The sequence below is a fragment of the Paenibacillus sp. BAC0078 genome (assembly GCF_054483875.1).
On the sequence record NZ_JBTLRW010000018.1, the window covers coordinates 106,361 to 123,562 of the forward strand.

The window sequence follows — 17,202 nt, forward strand, 5'->3', positions numbered from 1 at the left end:
CCGTTGAAATACGGAGCTGGCCGCTGTTGCCGTTCAGGTATACATTCAATCTGACTTAAGATTTGGGTTAGCCCTTCATTGCTGCGATTGGGATAAATTTAAGCTTTTTCAGGGAACCTTGTTGGAACTTTTTGCTTTGTACATAATCAATGAATGCTTTGGTTGCGCCAGTAGGCTGACCTTTGGTCATGTAGTAGCCATAAGCCCAAATCTTATAGGAACCGTTGATTACATTCTCAGTGCTAGCTTCAACGCCGTTGAATTTCACGGCTTTGATGTCGCCGCCAGTTACATAGACAAGGTCAATGTAGCCGATGGAGTTAGGTGTAGTAGCAACGGCAGTCTTCATGTCACCGCTGGAACCAGCTTCTTTGTAGTTCTTTTCTTTCTTAACGATATCTCCGCCAGCCAGAGCCTTAGCCTGATAGTTAACGCGGGTACCGGAACCGAAAGCACGGGTGATTACAATAATATCAGCATCCGAACCGCCAACTTCTTTCCAGTTCGTGATTTTACCGGAGAAAATGCCTTTCAGTTGATCGGTAGTCAGGTTGTCTACACCTACGTTTTTGTTAACAATAGTAGCAAAAGGAATAACAGCGACTTTGTTGGCTACTTGTCCGTCAAAGGCTTTGAAGCCCGGAACGTCGATGCTGGCATCCCAGTCGCAAGCGCCGATGTCGGCAATACCCTTCTTCACGGCTTGCGGTCCAGTTACGGAGCCTTTACCGGAAGCGGCGATTTTCACTTTAGGGTGAAGTTTCTGGAATTCCTTAGCGGCTTGCAGCGTCAGCGGAAGTAGCGCTGTAGAGCCGTTAACTGTGATTTTACCTTTGAGTGAATCTGCTGCTGCTGCAATTCCTGCAAAGGATGCAGTAACCGCAATGACTGCAGTCAGCGCTGTAACTGTGAATTTTTTGAAAAGCTTCATGAATAATTTCTCCTCTCGGCGGTTGCGCCGTTATATTATGTGGATGATGCCTTGTCGCCTTGCTTATTTAGAGAGCTGTACGGCTTTGCCGCCCTGAATCAAGAGCACTTTGCCGTCACTGACAATAGCCAGCTTGCTGCCGTCATGCGATGCGGATACTTCCGATACATCTTCGCTGGTATGGAACAGTTGGGTTTTATCCCCATTAGCATTAATCGAATAGATCGTTGTGCTTCCATCTGCTGCCGCACCGGATACGATCAGGCCAGCGGTTGTTCCTTCAGCCCATAAAGCTTCAACATCGAGAGCGATGTTGGAGATTTTGCCGTCAGCTCCAATGGATTTCAGGGTGTTGGCTGCATTGCCGTCAGGATCTGCACTCAAGTAAACCACGTTGCCATTTGCAAGAATTTCAGGATACAGCTTGTTGTCCAGCTCTGTAGTCAGAGCTACAGGCTTCGCATCCTTAGTGGCGAGGTCCAGCTTGTACAATTGTTCTCCGGCCTTGCTGTAGTCTACGGAAAGTGAATCCTCTGTGCTGTCTGCATCATTCTTGGCTACGCCGGTTACGTTAACGATGTACACGGCATTTTTACCATCGGGAGAAATGCGCAGCTCCGATTTATTTTCCACCTTGTCTTCAAGCACGGTTTTTACTGCACCCGTCTCTACGGAAGCTTGAGCGATTTTCTCCTGCTTGTCGCCTTGGATGAAATAAATCGTTTTGCCGTCTTCAGACCAGACCAGGTCCGTCTTCACGCTGGTATCCGTACCCAGAGAGGAAATTGCTCCACTGGCAAGGTTGATCAGCTTCAGCTGGCCTGTCTCATCTGAGAACGCGCCCCACTTCTGGTCAGCGGAAACGGCGAAATCAAGTGCGCTGTCGTTGGAAGAGAATACTTCATAGTCGCCCGGATATTCGCTGAATTTAATGATCTGGGCAGTATCGGAATCACTTTTGTTCGCGATCACATTTCCGTTAGCGTTCCAGTGCAGGGTGTCAAACAGGCCTTCCGGACGGGCAAAGCTCATAATAGTTTGATCATCCGCCTGCAATTCGCCGCCAAGCGCAAGAACCAGCTTAGTCAGCTCTACATAGACTTTGCCATTATGACTTACAGGAGCAACAGTAAATTGCTGTGCTGCACCATCAACTTGATAGCTTTTTGCACCCGTTTTAATTTGTACAGTATGTAGTCCTTTGCTGTCATTCAGCTCAAAACCGTTACTGCTCAGAATCAATTTGGCGCCAAGCTCTCCGGCCACCTGGCTTAACGAATACAGCTTGTAACCGCCGCTGTTAATTGTGCTGAGGGTAACTGACGCTCCGTTCACAGTCCAAGTAGTGCTGCCCTCCTTGACCGCTACGGTCTTGACTGCGGCAGCGCTAGCGCTCGTGCTTGTTGCCAAAATACTTCCTGCGCCCCCTGTTACCAGAAGTGCTGAAGCCAAAGCCGCGCTGAACCATTTACTATTTCTCAATTAGATTCACCCTTTTCCTATAGGTAACTGCTACTGTTATTTTCATCTACGAATGTCAAATCTGTTCGAGAGGAATGTTATGGAAATATTAACTGTGCAAAAAGAAGCGGCTTATCATCCATTACCAGGACAATGAGCTGCTTCTGCACACTGATACAAATTTAATTGTCGTTCAACAAACTGGGTTTAATTGTTAATTTACAATCCAAGTAACGATAATCTCGGCGCCGCCGGGTTTCGAGGTTGAATTGCTGCCAATAATGGAATAAGAATAGGCGCCCGCGACTTTACCGTTAATGATGATATTGTTCCGGTCTACAATCTGGGTTCCGCGCTGCAGCTTCTTGTAGTCTACATACTTCTGATAGGTAGTTCCAAGTTCAGCCATGCTCTCCTCAGTCTCGTAAACCAGCATGGAGGATTTCTTTCCGCCCACAAGCTCGCCTTCTGTAAAGGTAATGCCAGCACCCGCCGGAATCGGCAAATCCCCGGGAAGATATTGCGATTTGTCCACGCTCTCCTGGGCTATTGTACGGAAATGTCCTTTGTCCGCTCCACTGCCGGAGCCGCTGCATGCGCTTAGCCCCGCCGCAGTCAAGAGCATGAGCAGGGGAAGAGCAAGCTTCTTCTCAGCCATCATCGAAACCTCCTCCAGATTAAGGTGAAATCATCCAAGCTACATTCATACCCATAGTTACCCATAATTTCCACCAGAGAAAACCTGATTAAATAAAATTTGAAAAGCAATTTCTGCACAAGCTTATTCAAAAAAAAGAAATTTACATTTACCACAGATTCATCTACAATAATGAGTGAGTACTCACTCATGTTCATGTTCGTGGAATGGAGGAGATTAATATGAATCAGGGAAATGATGTTATCACTGTAAACCATGTCGGCAGAGCTTTTGGCAATAAAGAGGTGCTGAAGGATATTTCACTCCAGGTTGAGCAAGCGGAAACTTTCGGCATTCTCGGCCCTTCCGGTTCCGGCAAAACCACACTGGTGAAGCTGCTGATCGGTATCGACGAGGTGTCCTCAGGCGAGGTGCATGTGCTGGGTGTCAAAATGCCCCGCTTAGCGATGCTGCAACAAATCGGCTATATGGCGCAATCTGATGCTCTGTATACAGAGCTGAGCGCAAAAGAGAATCTGGAATTTTTCGCTGCCCTCTACGGTTTAAAAGGCGGGAACCGCACCCGCCGAATTGCTGATGTGATGGAAATCGTTAACCTGCAGGAGCATTTGCATAAACGGGTGGATCAATATTCCGGGGGGATGAAACGCCGTTTGTCGCTGGCCATCGCCCTGCTGCATGAGCCGCCGCTGCTGATTCTTGATGAGCCTACAGTCGGCATTGATCCGGTGCTGCGCCAGTCGATCTGGAAAGAACTGAGGGCACTTAACGGGAAAGGCACAACCATCGTACTCACTACCCACGTCATGGATGAAGCCGAAAAATGCGACCGGCTGGCTATGATCCGTGATGGGCAACTTCTGGCAGTTGACACTCCCGCAGGACTGCTGGCTAATACAGGCTCAGCTACAGTTGAGGAAGCTTTTCTATATTATGGAGGTATCCGGCGATGAGAGTACGTGCGATCACCCTGCGAATCCTGCAGCAATTCATTCATGATAAAAGAACGATGGCGCTGATGTTCATCGCCCCCCTGCTGGTGCTCAGCCTGATGAGCCTGGTCTTTAACGGCAATGCCTATGAGCCGAAGATCGGCCTGTCCGCCGAAGCCGCTCCGTTCAGAGGTGCGCTTGAAGCGCAGAACGCTACTGTTACAGAGTATGCATCGGTGGAGCAAGGCAATGCCGCACTGAAGGATGGCAAGCTTGATGCCTTCATTTCCGTTGAGGCCAAAACCCCTAAAGTGCTGCTGGAAGGCAGCAACCCTACTGCTAACCGCGCAGTGATGCTGGCCCTGCAGGAAGCGGTGCAGAGTCTGCAGCCGGCAGCCGGCGGACACGAATCCGTTCAGCCGCAAATCAGCTATTTATACGGCGCTGAAGACATGAAGACCATCGACCGCTTCGGCCCCATTATGATCGGTGTATTCGTCTTTTTCTTTGTCTTCCTTATCGCCGGAGTCTCCTTTCTGCGGGAGCGGACGACCGGAACACTGGAGCGCCTGCTCTCCACTCCGCTTAAGCGCTGGGAAATTGTCATCGGCTATGTCTGCGGCTTCGGGATATTTACCGTGTTCCAGGCGCTATTAATCTCCTGGTTCTCCATCCAGGTGCTTGGCATTATGATGGCCGGAAGCTTCGGCTATGTGCTGCTCTTAACGCTGCTGCTGTCGATGTCGGCGCTGACGCTGGGCACGCTGCTCTCGGCTTTTGCCGCCAATGAGCTGCAAATGATCCAATTCATTCCGCTGGTCATTGTACCGCAGATCTTCCTGAGCGGACTGTTTCCGCTGGATACTCTTCCCCTGTGGCTGCAGCGGATTGGGCTCGCGACGCCGATCTATTATGGCTCGGAAGCGCTGATGAATATCATGATCCGCGGCAAAGGCTGGAGCTCCATCGCGCTGGATATCTATGCCCTGATCGGCTTCTCCCTGCTGTTCATGGTGCTCAATGTGCTGGCCCTGCGCAAGCACCGCAAAATGTAAACTTCCGACTCCCTGTGATAAAATACAGTGAATGCAAAGATTTGGGAGGATTTATGTGATGGAGAATAACAGTACAGCGGACCCTCAGGATGAAGAGCAATGGATCAAAGATCTGCTGGCCATCAGCCAAGAGGAGAAAATAACGCCCAAGCAGCTCGCTATCGTACAAGCGGCGATTGAAGTCTTTTCCGAGAAGGGATATTCGGCTGCGGCCACCAGTGAGATCGCCCAGAAGGCCGGAGTTGCTGAGGGAACGATATTCCGTTACTACAAGACGAAAAAAGATCTGCTGCTGTCGATTGTCGGACCGATGATGACCAAGATGATCGCTCCCTTCGTGCTGCGCAATTTCAGCGGCGTGCTGGATGCTCCGTTTGACAGCTATGAGGCCTTTTTACGCGCTTTAATGATTAACCGTCTGGAGTTTGCCCGCAAGCACATCAAAATCCTCAGAATTCTCATGCAGGAAATCCCGTTTCAGCCAGCACTGCGCGAGCAATTCCTGGAGAATGTGGGGGGGCAGGTTATGGAGCGTATGGTCGGCATTATCGGACATTTCAAGGAAAAGGGCGAGATTACTGATGCCCCTACTCCCGCTATCATACGCTTTACCATTTCGTCAGTGATAGGCTATATAATGGCACGGTTCCTGTTCCAGCCGGAGAAGGATTGGAATGACGAGGAAGAAATCGAGCTGCTGCTCTCCTTCATGCTTCACGGAATCGGCGGCCCGGCCTTGCAGCGGAAGGTTGAGCAGGGCTGAGGACAGCGTGGAGCTCACAGAAAATTTTGTTAAAAACCAATTCGATCGAATATCCCCTATGATATAATGATAAAAATCACAGCAATATTTTATCATTTATACATACGGAGGGTTTTTAATGCGATTATTCAGACTTGTAGCGGCATGTCTTGCCGCTTCACTGCTTTTCATGGTCCAACCCTGGATTGCCAAGGCGTTTGTTGCCGATTCAGATGCTGCGCTAAGCGCGATTTACCAAGCGGCAGGTGAGCTTTCTCCTGCGTTCAGCCCGGAGATTACGGAGTATCAGGTAACGATGCGCAGCTCTGAACCCGGTTATTTCTCTGCTGCCACTTCTTCAAACCCTGATGCAGCTATAGAGTATTCGATAAATGGAAGCTCATGGAGCCCCATGGGCTATTGGATATCGACCGGCTATCTCCCAACTAATCGTGGAGATAACACGTTTCGGATCAAAGTCACTTCAACGGATGCGACAACAAGCAAAATATACACGCTTCATATCTACTATCCACACACGAATGATTCAGATCTGCGCGGCTTAAGCTTAAGCACGGGCAATTTGAGTCCTGCCTTTCATTCCCTCACTACAAACTACACAGTAAATGTTCCCTTTACGAGCAGCAGCGTGAGTGTAAACGCCATACTGGATGATCCTGCCGCTAGTATGAAAATTGAGGGACAAGCTGCCCAAAGCGGTGTTTCATCCCCTCTTCTCCCGCTGAGTGTCGGAAGCAATTCAATTGAGGTCGAGACCCGGTCGCAGGACTCCACCACCACCAAAACCTATTCGCTTACGGTCAACCGGGCTGCCCCTTCCACCAATGCGAATCTAAGCGCTTTGTCGGTTTCCGGGAATAGCCTGACCCCGGCTTTTCAATCCGGTGTGACTGATTATAGTTTGAATGACGTTTATTTTGCTGACGATACGATTAGTGTAACTCCTCTGCTGTCTGACTCTACAGCAACGGTTGCTGTACGTGTTAACGGAGGAACTTATACGCCTACGGGCAGCGGTGCCTTGAGCAATCCGCTGGCACTACAGGCAGGAGACAACACGATTGATGTCAAAGTAACCGCTCAGGATGGGCTTACTGTAAAAACATATCAACTCAATGTACACCGCAAGAGCAACAATACCAACCTCTCGAATCTGGATGTCGCTCCGGGTGCACTGAATGAGGTGTTTGCCGGCAGCCTGCTGTCTTATACGATGAATGATGCAAGCTATGATACGGATACTCTAACAGTAACTTTAGCGTTGTCGGACCCCTCCGCTTCGGCACAGATCAAAGCTAATAACGGCAGCTACACAGCCGTGACTCCCGGACAGGGTGTAGAAGTACCACTCCTGGTGGGCAGAAACACAATCACTATTAAAGTACTGGCCGAGGACAAAAGCTACTCGAAACTGTACACAATTACTGTGAGAAGAGTGCAGGATAGTACGCTCTCCCCAGCCTCTAGTACATTTGACAAGTATACTTCCAATACCACAGCAGGCCATTACCGGGATGTCACAGCAGAGCTGAGTCTGAACGGCAACCTGCTGACCGGTCTTATGCTGGGCACCAAAACTCTGGACAATACCGCTTACACGGTTTCCGGGAGCACCTTAACCATCACAAAGGAATATTTATCCACCCTTGCGATAGGTGATTATGAATTCGAACTGGTGACGGACGCGGGAAGCCATCCTGTATTCAGTGTAGCCGTGAAGGATACAACGCCTACGGTGCTGGTGGTTAAGGCCACCGGGGATGCGGCGGCCACCCTTGCGTGGACACCGGTCAGCGGCGCTACCGGGTACACGGTGTATGCCAGTACGGTTCCGGGGACGTACGGAACCGCACTGGCAACCTTGGGCGCGGGTGCCGACAGCTATTCGGCAGCCGGCCTGACCAACGGGACGACGTACTATTTCGTCGTCAAGGCCGTTAATGCTGGAGGCGTCAGTGCAGCATCCAATGAAGTCAGCGCCACGCCGCAGATGCCTGCGCCGGGCAGCGCGCCCATGATCCAATCGGTCACGGCAGGGGACGGTCAGGTGCATCTGGTCTGGGACACAGTCGGCGGAGCTACAGGCTATACTATTTACCAGAGCACGACATCCGGCGATTACAAAGCAGCGACTGGCAGTGTTACTGGAACGGTATACAGCTACGATGCCACAGGCTTGACGAACGGAACGACATATTATTTCGTCGTCAAGGCCGTTAACGCCGGAGGCATCAGTGCAGCCTCCAATGAAGTCAGCGCCACGCCGCAGATGCCTGCGCCAGGTGCGCCGTTCGTACAGTCTGCTGTACCGGGAGATAGACAGGTTCGCTTGGGCTGGAAGCCGGTTGCCGGTGCCTCGGGATACACCATTTACCAGAGCACGGTACCTGGCAAGTACGATAAAGCCGCCGGAACGGTCACCGGCTCAGTCTACAGCTACGATGCTGCAGGACTGGTCAACGGAACCACCTATTATTTCGTCGTTAAGGCCATTAACGCCGGAGGCGACAGCGCAGCTTCCAATGAAGCCAGCGCCACGCCAAGAACCGTGCCGTCTGCCCCATCTGCTGTCAGCGCCACGCCGGGAGACGGTCAAGTGACGGTTGCTTTCACAGCTCCTGCGGATAACGGCGGAAGTGCCGTTACCTCTTATGAGGTTATAGCTTCCCCGGGAAATATCGTCACAACAGGCATGTCAAGCCCGATTACAGTGACAGGATTAGTGAACGGAACAGCCTATACCTTCACTGTACGAGCCATTAACGGTGCGGGCCGTGGTCCGGTGTCCGAGCTGCCCAATCCGGTGACGCCGCAAGCCCCAAGCAGTGGAAATGAAGGCCCGGCGATACCCGCAGCACCGTTAGCGGAGACGCCTGCAAAGGAGGTTGCCATGTTTGTCAATGGCAGAGCCGCTGAGGCAGGCAGCGCGTCTACCCGCCTGTTGAATAACCAAAAGCGCATCACCCTGACGCTCGATCAGAGCAGACTTAACGGAATACTGGCTGCGCAGGCACCAGGAGCCGTGGTTTCTATTAACTTTAACAGTATGTCGGACATTCAGACCGTAGAGCTAAACGGCCAACTGCTTCAGGATTTGCAGCAGAAACAAGCGACTCTCTCGATTCAAACTGACAAGGCGACCTACAGCATTCCTGTTCAGCAGATCAGTTGGACTGCGATAGCCAATCAGCTTGGAGAGAGTGCTGCTGCAGCAGATGTAACCCTGCAGATTGTAATTGCCGCCCCGGAAGGGGACCGATTAAGCATAACCCAGGCTGCAGCAGCAAAAGGGAAGTTCTCCTTCCTCACCGCACCACTCGATTTCTCAGTAAATATCATTCGTGGTAATGCAGCAAATGAATTGTCCAGCTTCAGCGCTTATGTGAAGCGGACGATTGCCCTCCCTGCCGGAACCATTCCGGGCAGTGCTACCGGTGTGGTTATTGACGCGGATGGAACTGTGCGTCATGTTCCTACCGCATTTGTGATGAACGGCGGCATCTATACTGCGATCATCAGCAGCCTAACAAACAGTACGTATGCCGTTGTCTCACATCCGCTCACATTCAAGGATGTTGCCGGACATTGGGCAAAAGACGCTGTGAATGACTTGGGCGCAAGAATGATTATTGGCGGCAGCGAAGACGGTCTCTACCTGCCCGATCAGGAGATTACCCGCAGCGAATTCGCAGCGATTCTCGTCCGTGGGCTTGGCCTTAAGCCCGCAACCGGAACTTCTCCATTCACGGATGTGAGTAGCACTGATTGGTACAACGGAGCGGTTCACACAGCTTACGTGTACCATCTGATCAGCGGGTTCGAGGACGGCACCTTTCGGCCGAATGGAGTCATTACACGTGAGGAGGCCATGAAGATGATCGCAGAAGCGATGATTCTTACCGGACTGTCAGCGGAGAGCACAGACGGGAGCGCAGGAGTGCTGCCGGGCTCTTTTGCCGATGCGGGCGAGGCTTCCTTGTGGGCAGTGGACAGCATCGCCGCCAGCCTGCAGGCAGGCATCGTCTCTGGCCGCAGTAGTACAATGCTTGCACCGAAGGCACATATTACGAGAGCTGAGGCAGCCGTCATGCTGCGCAGATTACTGCAGAATTCCGGGCTGATCGGGCAATAAGCACTGGACAAACGTACCGGCCATTTCCCAGGCTGCATGGGGAATGGCTTTTTCTTTTTCATAACACCGGGTTTGAATGCTTCTGATATTATGGGTACTATAGAATTTGGATCAAGGACATGCCTTAAGGAAGTGATCACATGACAGGGTACTACGTGCCGGAAAGAGTAATCCAACTGCTGTGCGGAAAGGAAGCTTTGGACCTGGGCCTCTCTTATTCGAAGTCTGGAAAGGTTGACCTGACCTATACAGAAAATAACGATAGCCTGGAATATTCAAAATATCGGGCTGTCGTCTATGGGCTTGAGAATTACGATGTAACGCTTACGATAGATAGCGACGGAGATGTAAATGGGGAATGCTCCTGCCCCGCTTACTCCCACGGCGGACCTTTTTGCAAACATATCGCTGCGGTTCTGGTGCATATTCTTTATCTCGAAGAGGACAGAGCACTCGAAATGTCCAGCGCTCCGCCGGCTCCGCGCAATTCGAGCGCCGATTCACTTGAGAAACGCGGAGTACCTGGTGACCGTCAGCTTGTAAGCAGCATGCTCGGAATGTTCGAGAACATCCGCCAGCGCCCAAGCGGTGCGGGAACCTATTCGGATAACAGAATGCCTCTACAGGTAGAATTCATCTGCAAACCGTTCACCTATAACTTCAGCAGCCAAATGCTCGGCGTAGAAATCAAAGTTGGCCCCAAACGCACCTATGTCGTCCAGAAAATAAGAGCGTTCCTTACGTCCGTTCACCGCGGCGAGCCTTTTGAATTTTCCAGGCAATTCAGCTACGACCCCGCCCTGCACAGCTTCAAAAAAGAAGATAATGCCGTGCTGCTGAAGCTGATTGAGATTCTCCTCAATGAACGGATCTATCGCAGCAATATCAGCCACTACTTGCCTCATGCGGGAAGCATGGGCGGGGAGCGGCTGCTGCCGGTTCCGCCTTTTTTCTGGGACAACATCTTTCCTGCGCTCACCGGGACCTCTTCCGTTCATCTGCAGCATGGCGAGATCAGCACTGAAGGGCTTCAGCTCATCCCGGATCTCCCTCCACTGAGCTTTCAGTTCGATCAGGCCAAAGGGGATGGCTACTATCTGGATATTCAGGGACTGGCGCAGATTACAGTGCTGGAGGAGTATGGGCTGGTCCTGTCTGAAGGCAAGCTGCTGAAGCTGCCAATACAGGAGTGCAAGCGTCTCACCGAGCTGAAAAAGATACTGGCCGAGTCCAGAAAAAGCGGGATTGCCATCGCCCCAGAGCAAATGGAGCCTTTTATGGAGAAAGTTATGCCCGGGCTGAAAAAGCTGGGACAGGTGCATATTGCCGAAGCGATTGCTGACCGAATCGTACAGGCTCAGCTTCAGGCCAGATTGTATCTGGACCGGGTAAGGGACAGGCTGCTGGCCGGGCTCGAATTCCAGTATGGCGATATCGTGATCAACCCGCTGGAGGAGAAGTCCGGCGAACGCGGCCATGAAGTGATCCTGATGCGGGACAGTGAAGCCGAGCGGCGGATTCTGGAGCTGATGGCGCATGATTCTTTTGCCAGAACGGAAAGCGGCTATATTATGAGTGACGAGGAAGGAGAATATGATTTCCTGTACCATACGATTCCGCTGCTGGAGCCGCTGCTGAAGGTCTATGCCACCACGGCCGTTAAGGAAAGATTATTCACCGGCACATCATCGCCCAAAGCGAGCCTGACCTGGAACGAAAAGACCGACTGGCTCGAATTTAAGTTCAGCATGGCGGGCATCGCGGAGTCGGATATTGTGCACGTGCTGAAGTCACTGCAGGAAAAACGCAAATACTACCGTCTGCCGGACGGGGCGCTGCTGCCGCTGGAAAGTGCAGAGCTTCAAGAGATTATAGCCCTTATGAATGAGCTTGGTGCAGGCATAGGCGAGGTGAAAAGCGCGGAATTCTCACTGCCCTTAGTCCATGGTCTGCACCTAAATGCTGACACAGGCAGGGGAGAGACCGATGCCGTCAAGCTCGGCCGTTCGTTCCGCCGCCTGCTGGCCAATATGCGGAATCCCGAAAATCTGGACTTTCCTGTGCCGGAAGAGCTGGCTCCTGTGCTGCGGGATTACCAGCAATATGGCTTCCAGTGGCTGAAGACGCTGGCCCGCTACCGCTTCGGCGGTATTTTGGCGGATGATATGGGTCTCGGGAAAACCTTGCAGAGCATCGCTTTTCTGCTCTCCGAGCTTGAAGATATCCGGCGGAGCGGCCTGCCCGCGCTGATTGTCGCCCCGGCCTCTCTGCTCTACAACTGGCACAATGAGCTGAAGCGCTTCGCCCCGCAGATCAAAGCAGCCATCGCTGACGGAAGCTTAACCGTCCGGACCCGGACGCTGCGGAATGCGGCAGCAAACGATGTAATTATTACCTCTTATCCGCTGCTGCGCAGAGATGTGGCGCTATACGTCAAGCACTCGTTCCACACCCTCATTCTCGACGAAGCGCAGGTGATCAAGAATCATGCCACCCAGACCGCTCAAGCGGCAAAAGCGCTGCAAGCACGCTACCGCTTCGCACTTACCGGCACACCGGTGGAGAATGCGCTGGAGGATTTGTGGTCCATTTACGGCGTAGTGTTCCCCGGGCTGTTCCCAGGCAAAAAAGCCTTCCACGACCTGCCCCGGGAGACCATCGCAAAGCGGGTACGGCCGTTTCTGCTCCGCCGCCTCAAAAGCGATGTACTTAAGGAGCTGCCGGATAAAATCGAGTCACTGCAGGCCTCGGAGCTGCTGCCGGAACAGAAAAAGCTGTATGTCGCTTATCTCGCCAGGCTGCGGAAGGAAGCGCTCAAGCATCTCGACAGCGACATGTTCGGCAATGGAAGGCTAAAGGTGCTCGCCGGGCTTACCCGCCTGCGTCAGCTCTGCTGCCATCCTGCGCTTTTTGTTGATGGATATAAGGGGAGCTCCGGCAAATTTGAGCAGTTGCTGGAGATCATTGAGGAGTGCCGCAGCTCCGGTAAACGAATGCTTGTCTTTTCACAATTTACCGAAATGCTCCACCTGATCAGCCGCGAACTGGGCCTCCAGGGGGTTCCGCATTTCTATCTGGACGGGCAGACGCCTGCCTCCCAGCGGGTAGAGCTCTGCAGCCGGTTCAATGGCGGAGAACGCGATCTTTTCCTGATCTCGCTCAAAGCCGGCGGCACGGGCCTCAATCTGACCGGAGCGGACACCGTGATTCTCTATGACCTATGGTGGAATCCTGCTGTCGAACAGCAAGCGGCTGACCGTGCCCACCGGATTGAGCAGAAGAAGGTAGTCCAGGTAATTCGTCTGGTTGCACAAGGAACGGTAGAAGACAAGATGTACGAGCTGCAGCAGAAGAAAAAGAACCTGATTGATGAAGTCATCGGGTCAGATCAGGGTGCCTTGACTACCTTAACGGAGCAGGATATCCGGGAGATTCTGATGCTCTAATTCTTTGCCTGTTGGAAATGGAAGGGGCTATTCTCTGTGTAGCATTTCTACCAAATGTGCATAAGATGAACGAAGGAGAGATCACCCTACTGTTGTTGCTTTCCTATACAGATTGTTTTTACGGAAGAAGGGAGTTCCATGCCCCCTCCTGGCAAAGGAAAGAAAAACGGCGTAAAGAAACAACCGGCAAACTCAAAAACGCAAGTCCCGAAGGGACTGGAGTTCACGGTAGCTGCGCTCCTCTTGTCCGGCAAGCTGCGGGTAGACTCCGTCCAGATGTTCACAAACGCCACTCTTGTCATCGGCCTGACGGGAAAATATACAACATTAAACGATTTAAGCAACAACAATGTTGATAAGCTGGTCAGCTTTCTCGACGATAACAGCAGTCTGACCTTGAATGAGATTATGAGCGCCTTGAAGAAAAAGGCTGACAAATCTTAAAGCTGAGGAATCCATAAAAGGGAGGGCATTTTTCGTATGGACAGCTTTGACGGAGAGGAATTTACCGGAGGAATTATGCTTGTGGTAGTGATTGCCCTGCTTATTTTTGGCTCGACAGAGATTAAAAATCTTTCCACTGCACCAACTGGGGATTGATCCATGCTCCCCGGTTTTTGTGCATAGTTGACTTCATCAACAACATCGCTATTGCTTTCTTCCAATAATTCGCTATACTAATAAAAAATCATTTTACAATCAATGAACGGGAAAGTAGTGATCTTGATCTAGTCCCAGCGAGCCGGGAGAGTGGAAACCGGTACAGACCTTATCATGAAGCGCACCCGGGAGATGGACTTCTGAACTTGCAGTAGGAAGCCCCGGCTGAAGGCCGTTAACCTGTGAGGTGGCTGAACCGCTGTGTTCGGCAACGAGAGTGGTACCGCGAGCGCTTATGCCCTCGTCTCTTTTGGAGACGTGGGCTTTTTTGTGTTTGCAGGACCGGTGTATTATTTTCGGCTAGGCTATATAAGCTGAACTTAAAAAAATCATAAAAAAGGTAGGAGTGCGGAGGGGAAGTTTGGATACTTACGGAGCGTTAGCGGCCGGAAGTCCAAACATTCCCCGCAGTTACGACTAAACCCTAATATGAAAATCTAAAAAGTTCAACTTATATAGTCGGCAATCTTGAAGGAGGGGGATTCTTTGTTAAGTCAACTCATTAAAAATCATTTGGAACAAAGTGTGCATAACGTATTCAGCAGCCTTGGCGCTGCCGGTGCAACCCAAGTAACTATCTCGCTGGAGCAGCCCGCCAATGCCGATTTCGGTGATTATTCAAGCAACATTGCCATGCAATTGGCCAAAACCCTGCGCAAAGCGCCTATGGCTATCGCAGAGCTGATCACACACGAGCTTCAGCAAATGGATGCAGCTGGAGGAATGCTGAAGCGGATCGAGATTGCCCCTCCGGGGTTCATTAATATGTACATCAACTGGCAGGCCTGGGCGGGCCATTCCTTTGAGCTTCCAGCGGCCGGCGGGGACAAGGTCATAATCGAGCATACTAGCGTGAACCCAAATAAAGCCATGCATATCGGACATCTGAGAAACTCCTGTATCGGGGATGCTCTGGTCAGGATTTTGCGTAAATCAGGATATAACGTGGAAGTTCATAACTATGTGGACGATCTGGGCAATCAACTGGCGGATACGGTGGTGGGTCTGCTTCATGTGCCGCTCTCGGGAGAGCATGTCCGGTTCGGGGATTACTGCTGGGATATATACGCCGCTATCAACAAGGAATATGTGCAGCAGCCGGAGACGGTCCACAAACGCACCGAGATTCTCCACGCGCTGGAGGAAGGCCACGGCAATACAGCCTGGCTGGGCAGCCTTGTCGCTGAACGGATTGTGAGAGAGCATGTAGAGGAAATGAGAAGCTTCGGCATCGGCTATGACCTGCTGGTCTGGGAGAGCAATATTCTGAAAGAAGGCTTCTGGGCTTCCGCTTTTGCGCTGCTGGAGCAGACACACGTCTTTGTTCAGGAGACCGAGGGCAAGCTCGCAGGCTGCTGGATTCTGAAGCAATCGGCCGCAGAAGGAGCGGAGATGGATTCGGAGGAGCATCAGAAGGATAAGGTGCTGGTGCGTTCGAACGGGATTTTGACCTATACCGCTAAGGACATCGCTTATCATCTCTGGAAATTCGGCCTGCTGGATAAGGATTTCATCTACAGTGAATTTAATGAGGGGTTGTGGACCACCGGCTTGGCGGGAACGCAGATGCCTTTTGGAAAAGCGGACATGGTCGTCAATGTCATCGACTACAGACAGGAATACCCGCAGGCGATGGTGAAGCAGGCTTTGGAGGTGCTCGGGTACACAGCGCAGGCAGAGAAGCTGCATCATGTAAGCTACGGCGTGGTTTCGCTGAGTCCGGCTTCCGCCGCTGAGCTTGGCATTGATACCTCGGACGGCAAAAGCTCATACGCCATGTCCGGCCGCCAGGGTATCGGCGTCAAAGTGACGGATCTGGTCCAGCTTATGGAGAACACTATCGAAGCCACCCGCCCGGACAAAAGCGGACTCTCCAGCCGGCTCATCGCCACCGCCGCGATCCGGTATTATCTTCTGCGCTTCAATCTGGGCACGGAGATCGTGTTTGATTTCAAGCAGGCCACAGAAATTTCCGGCAATACCGGAGTCTATCTGTTGTACACCTATGCCCGTGCGGGCAGTGTGCTTAGTAAAGCAGCATCCCCTGTGGAGGGAACGGAATTGCTTCCCCCATTTCCAATGGAGCTGGACAAAGCAGAGCATGCCCTGCTGCGGCATCTTAGCGCCTGGCAGGACACTTTGTATACAGCGAGCATCGAGCTGACGCCTAATACGATCTGCAATTACGCGCACACGCTGGCTTCGCTGTTCAACAACTTTTATTCGTCTTGCCCGATCCTTAAGGGGGAGAACGATGCCATACGTTTCCGCCTCTGGCTCACCCTCTGCTTCCAAGCCACCTTAGGCGAGGTTCTCGATGTGCTTGGACTGCCGAAGCCGGAGCGGATGTAGGTAAGCGCCGATGATCTGTATCAACGGACCCGGCCATAACCACAGGGCAATCACTTACGAAATGAACTAAAAACAGGGAAAACCGTAAGGTAGGCTGGTTCGATCTGAAACAACGGCAAAAATGCTGTTGTTGAAGCGAGGAGGGGCTATCAGCCTGCTCCAAGGATGAGTATAAACACTCAGAGACTGGACTATAACTTACTACTTCAGCTCACTTTGGGCCACGCTCCTTAAGTGGATTTTCTCCCACTAATTTGGAACAAACCACCTATCTGCAGATGCTAGGTGGAATTCCTCCAACTAATTATCCTATATTTCAGCTCGAAGGGTAGTTTCGAGATAAATAACTATACTTTTTCCACATAAACCATAGATATTAGGCAATATGGCTGAATTAAGTGACTTTTTTCCAACTATAGCATCCCCCGGACGCAAAAACAGCCCTCCCGAAGGAAGGCTGCCTTATGACGTCCCGGAAGGGATACAGCCCGGTCGGGCTGATTGCGAAGCGAGTCCTAACGAAGCGTATGCTCCAACGAACCTCTGGGATTCTCATCCCCCGGACGCAAAAACAGCCCTCCCGAAGGAAGGCTGTTTTGTAACGTCCCGGAAGGGATTCGAACCCCCGACCGTGCGCTTAGAAGGCGCATGCTCTATCCAGCTGAGCTACCGGGACAAATGTGAAAATGGAAAGCTTTTATTACATATGTATTAACGCAACGTTATTTATTATAACTTATTCAGCAAATTTTTCAAGGGTTCGCTCAAAAAAATGGAATCTTTATCACATATTCCGGCAGCTCTGACCCCGG

The 17,202-nt window shown here is 51.6% G+C and carries 10 protein-coding genes, 1 tRNA gene and 1 other annotated feature; of the genes, 7 read left to right on the forward strand and 4 right to left on the reverse strand.

From position 1 onward, the window contains the following. Positions 1-67: 67 nt before the first annotated feature. The 3 genes from ACX1DY_RS25215 to ACX1DY_RS25225 form a co-directional block, all read right to left on the reverse strand. Positions 68-931 carry a phosphate ABC transporter substrate-binding protein gene (locus tag ACX1DY_RS25215; RefSeq protein ID WP_458966945.1) on the reverse strand — a complete coding sequence of 288 codons (864 nt, stop codon included), beginning with the start codon at positions 929-931 and terminating at the stop codon, positions 68-70. A gap of 63 nt (positions 932-994) precedes the next feature. Then, positions 995-2,413, reverse strand: coding sequence for a stalk domain-containing protein (locus ACX1DY_RS25220; protein ID WP_458966946.1), 1,419 nt, complete (start codon positions 2,411-2,413; stop codon positions 995-997). A 193-nt stretch (positions 2,414-2,606) separates the two neighbouring features. Continuing rightward, complete coding sequence (locus tag ACX1DY_RS25225) at positions 2,607-3,050, reverse strand: hypothetical protein (RefSeq protein WP_458966947.1); 444 nt, start codon at positions 3,048-3,050, stop codon at positions 2,607-2,609. A 221-nt stretch (positions 3,051-3,271) separates the two neighbouring features. On the opposite strand from ACX1DY_RS25225, the gene ACX1DY_RS25230 reads away from it, so the two are divergent. The 7 genes from ACX1DY_RS25230 to ACX1DY_RS25260 all read left to right on the forward strand — a co-directional run bounded on the left by ACX1DY_RS25230 (position 3,272) and on the right by ACX1DY_RS25260 (position 16,390). Beyond that, the gene (locus ACX1DY_RS25230) at positions 3,272-4,003 is read left to right on the forward strand and encodes an ABC transporter ATP-binding protein (protein WP_458966948.1); all 732 of its coding nucleotides are present in this window, start codon (positions 3,272-3,274) and stop codon (positions 4,001-4,003) included. Beyond that, positions 4,000-5,037, forward strand: coding sequence for an ABC transporter permease (locus ACX1DY_RS25235; RefSeq protein WP_458966949.1), 1,038 nt, complete (start codon positions 4,000-4,002; stop codon positions 5,035-5,037). Before ACX1DY_RS25230 ends, ACX1DY_RS25235 begins: the two co-directional genes overlap by 4 nt. Before the next feature lie 58 nt (positions 5,038-5,095). Continuing rightward, positions 5,096-5,800 carry a TetR/AcrR family transcriptional regulator gene (locus tag ACX1DY_RS25240; protein ID WP_458966950.1) on the forward strand — a complete coding sequence of 235 codons (705 nt, stop codon included), beginning with the start codon at positions 5,096-5,098 and terminating at the stop codon, positions 5,798-5,800. Positions 5,801-5,918: 118 nt separating this feature from the next. After that, on the forward strand, positions 5,919-9,932 hold the full coding sequence (locus tag ACX1DY_RS25245) for a cadherin-like beta sandwich domain-containing protein (RefSeq protein ID WP_458966951.1): 4,014 nt from the start codon (positions 5,919-5,921) through the stop codon (positions 9,930-9,932). A gap of 140 nt (positions 9,933-10,072) precedes the next feature. Continuing rightward, on the forward strand, positions 10,073-13,378 hold the full coding sequence (locus ACX1DY_RS25250) for a DEAD/DEAH box helicase (protein ID WP_458966952.1): 3,306 nt from the start codon (positions 10,073-10,075) through the stop codon (positions 13,376-13,378). 138 nt (positions 13,379-13,516) lie between these two features. Continuing rightward, a complete protein-coding gene (locus ACX1DY_RS25255) occupies positions 13,517-13,822 on the forward strand; it encodes a hypothetical protein (RefSeq protein ID WP_458966953.1) in 306 nt (101 codons plus the stop codon). Positions 13,823-14,071: 249 nt separating this feature from the next. Beyond that, positions 14,072-14,290: a binding site (T-box leader), on the forward strand. Positions 14,291-14,524: 234 nt separating this feature from the next. Next, positions 14,525-16,390: an arginine--tRNA ligase gene (locus ACX1DY_RS25260; protein ID WP_458966954.1), complete on the forward strand. Its 1,866-nt coding sequence runs from the start codon at positions 14,525-14,527 to the stop codon at positions 16,388-16,390. Between the two features lie 602 nt (positions 16,391-16,992). Here the strand turns inward: ACX1DY_RS25260 and ACX1DY_RS25265 are convergent. Beyond that, positions 16,993-17,066, reverse strand: a tRNA-Arg gene (locus ACX1DY_RS25265). Positions 17,067-17,202: the final 136 nt, after the last annotated feature.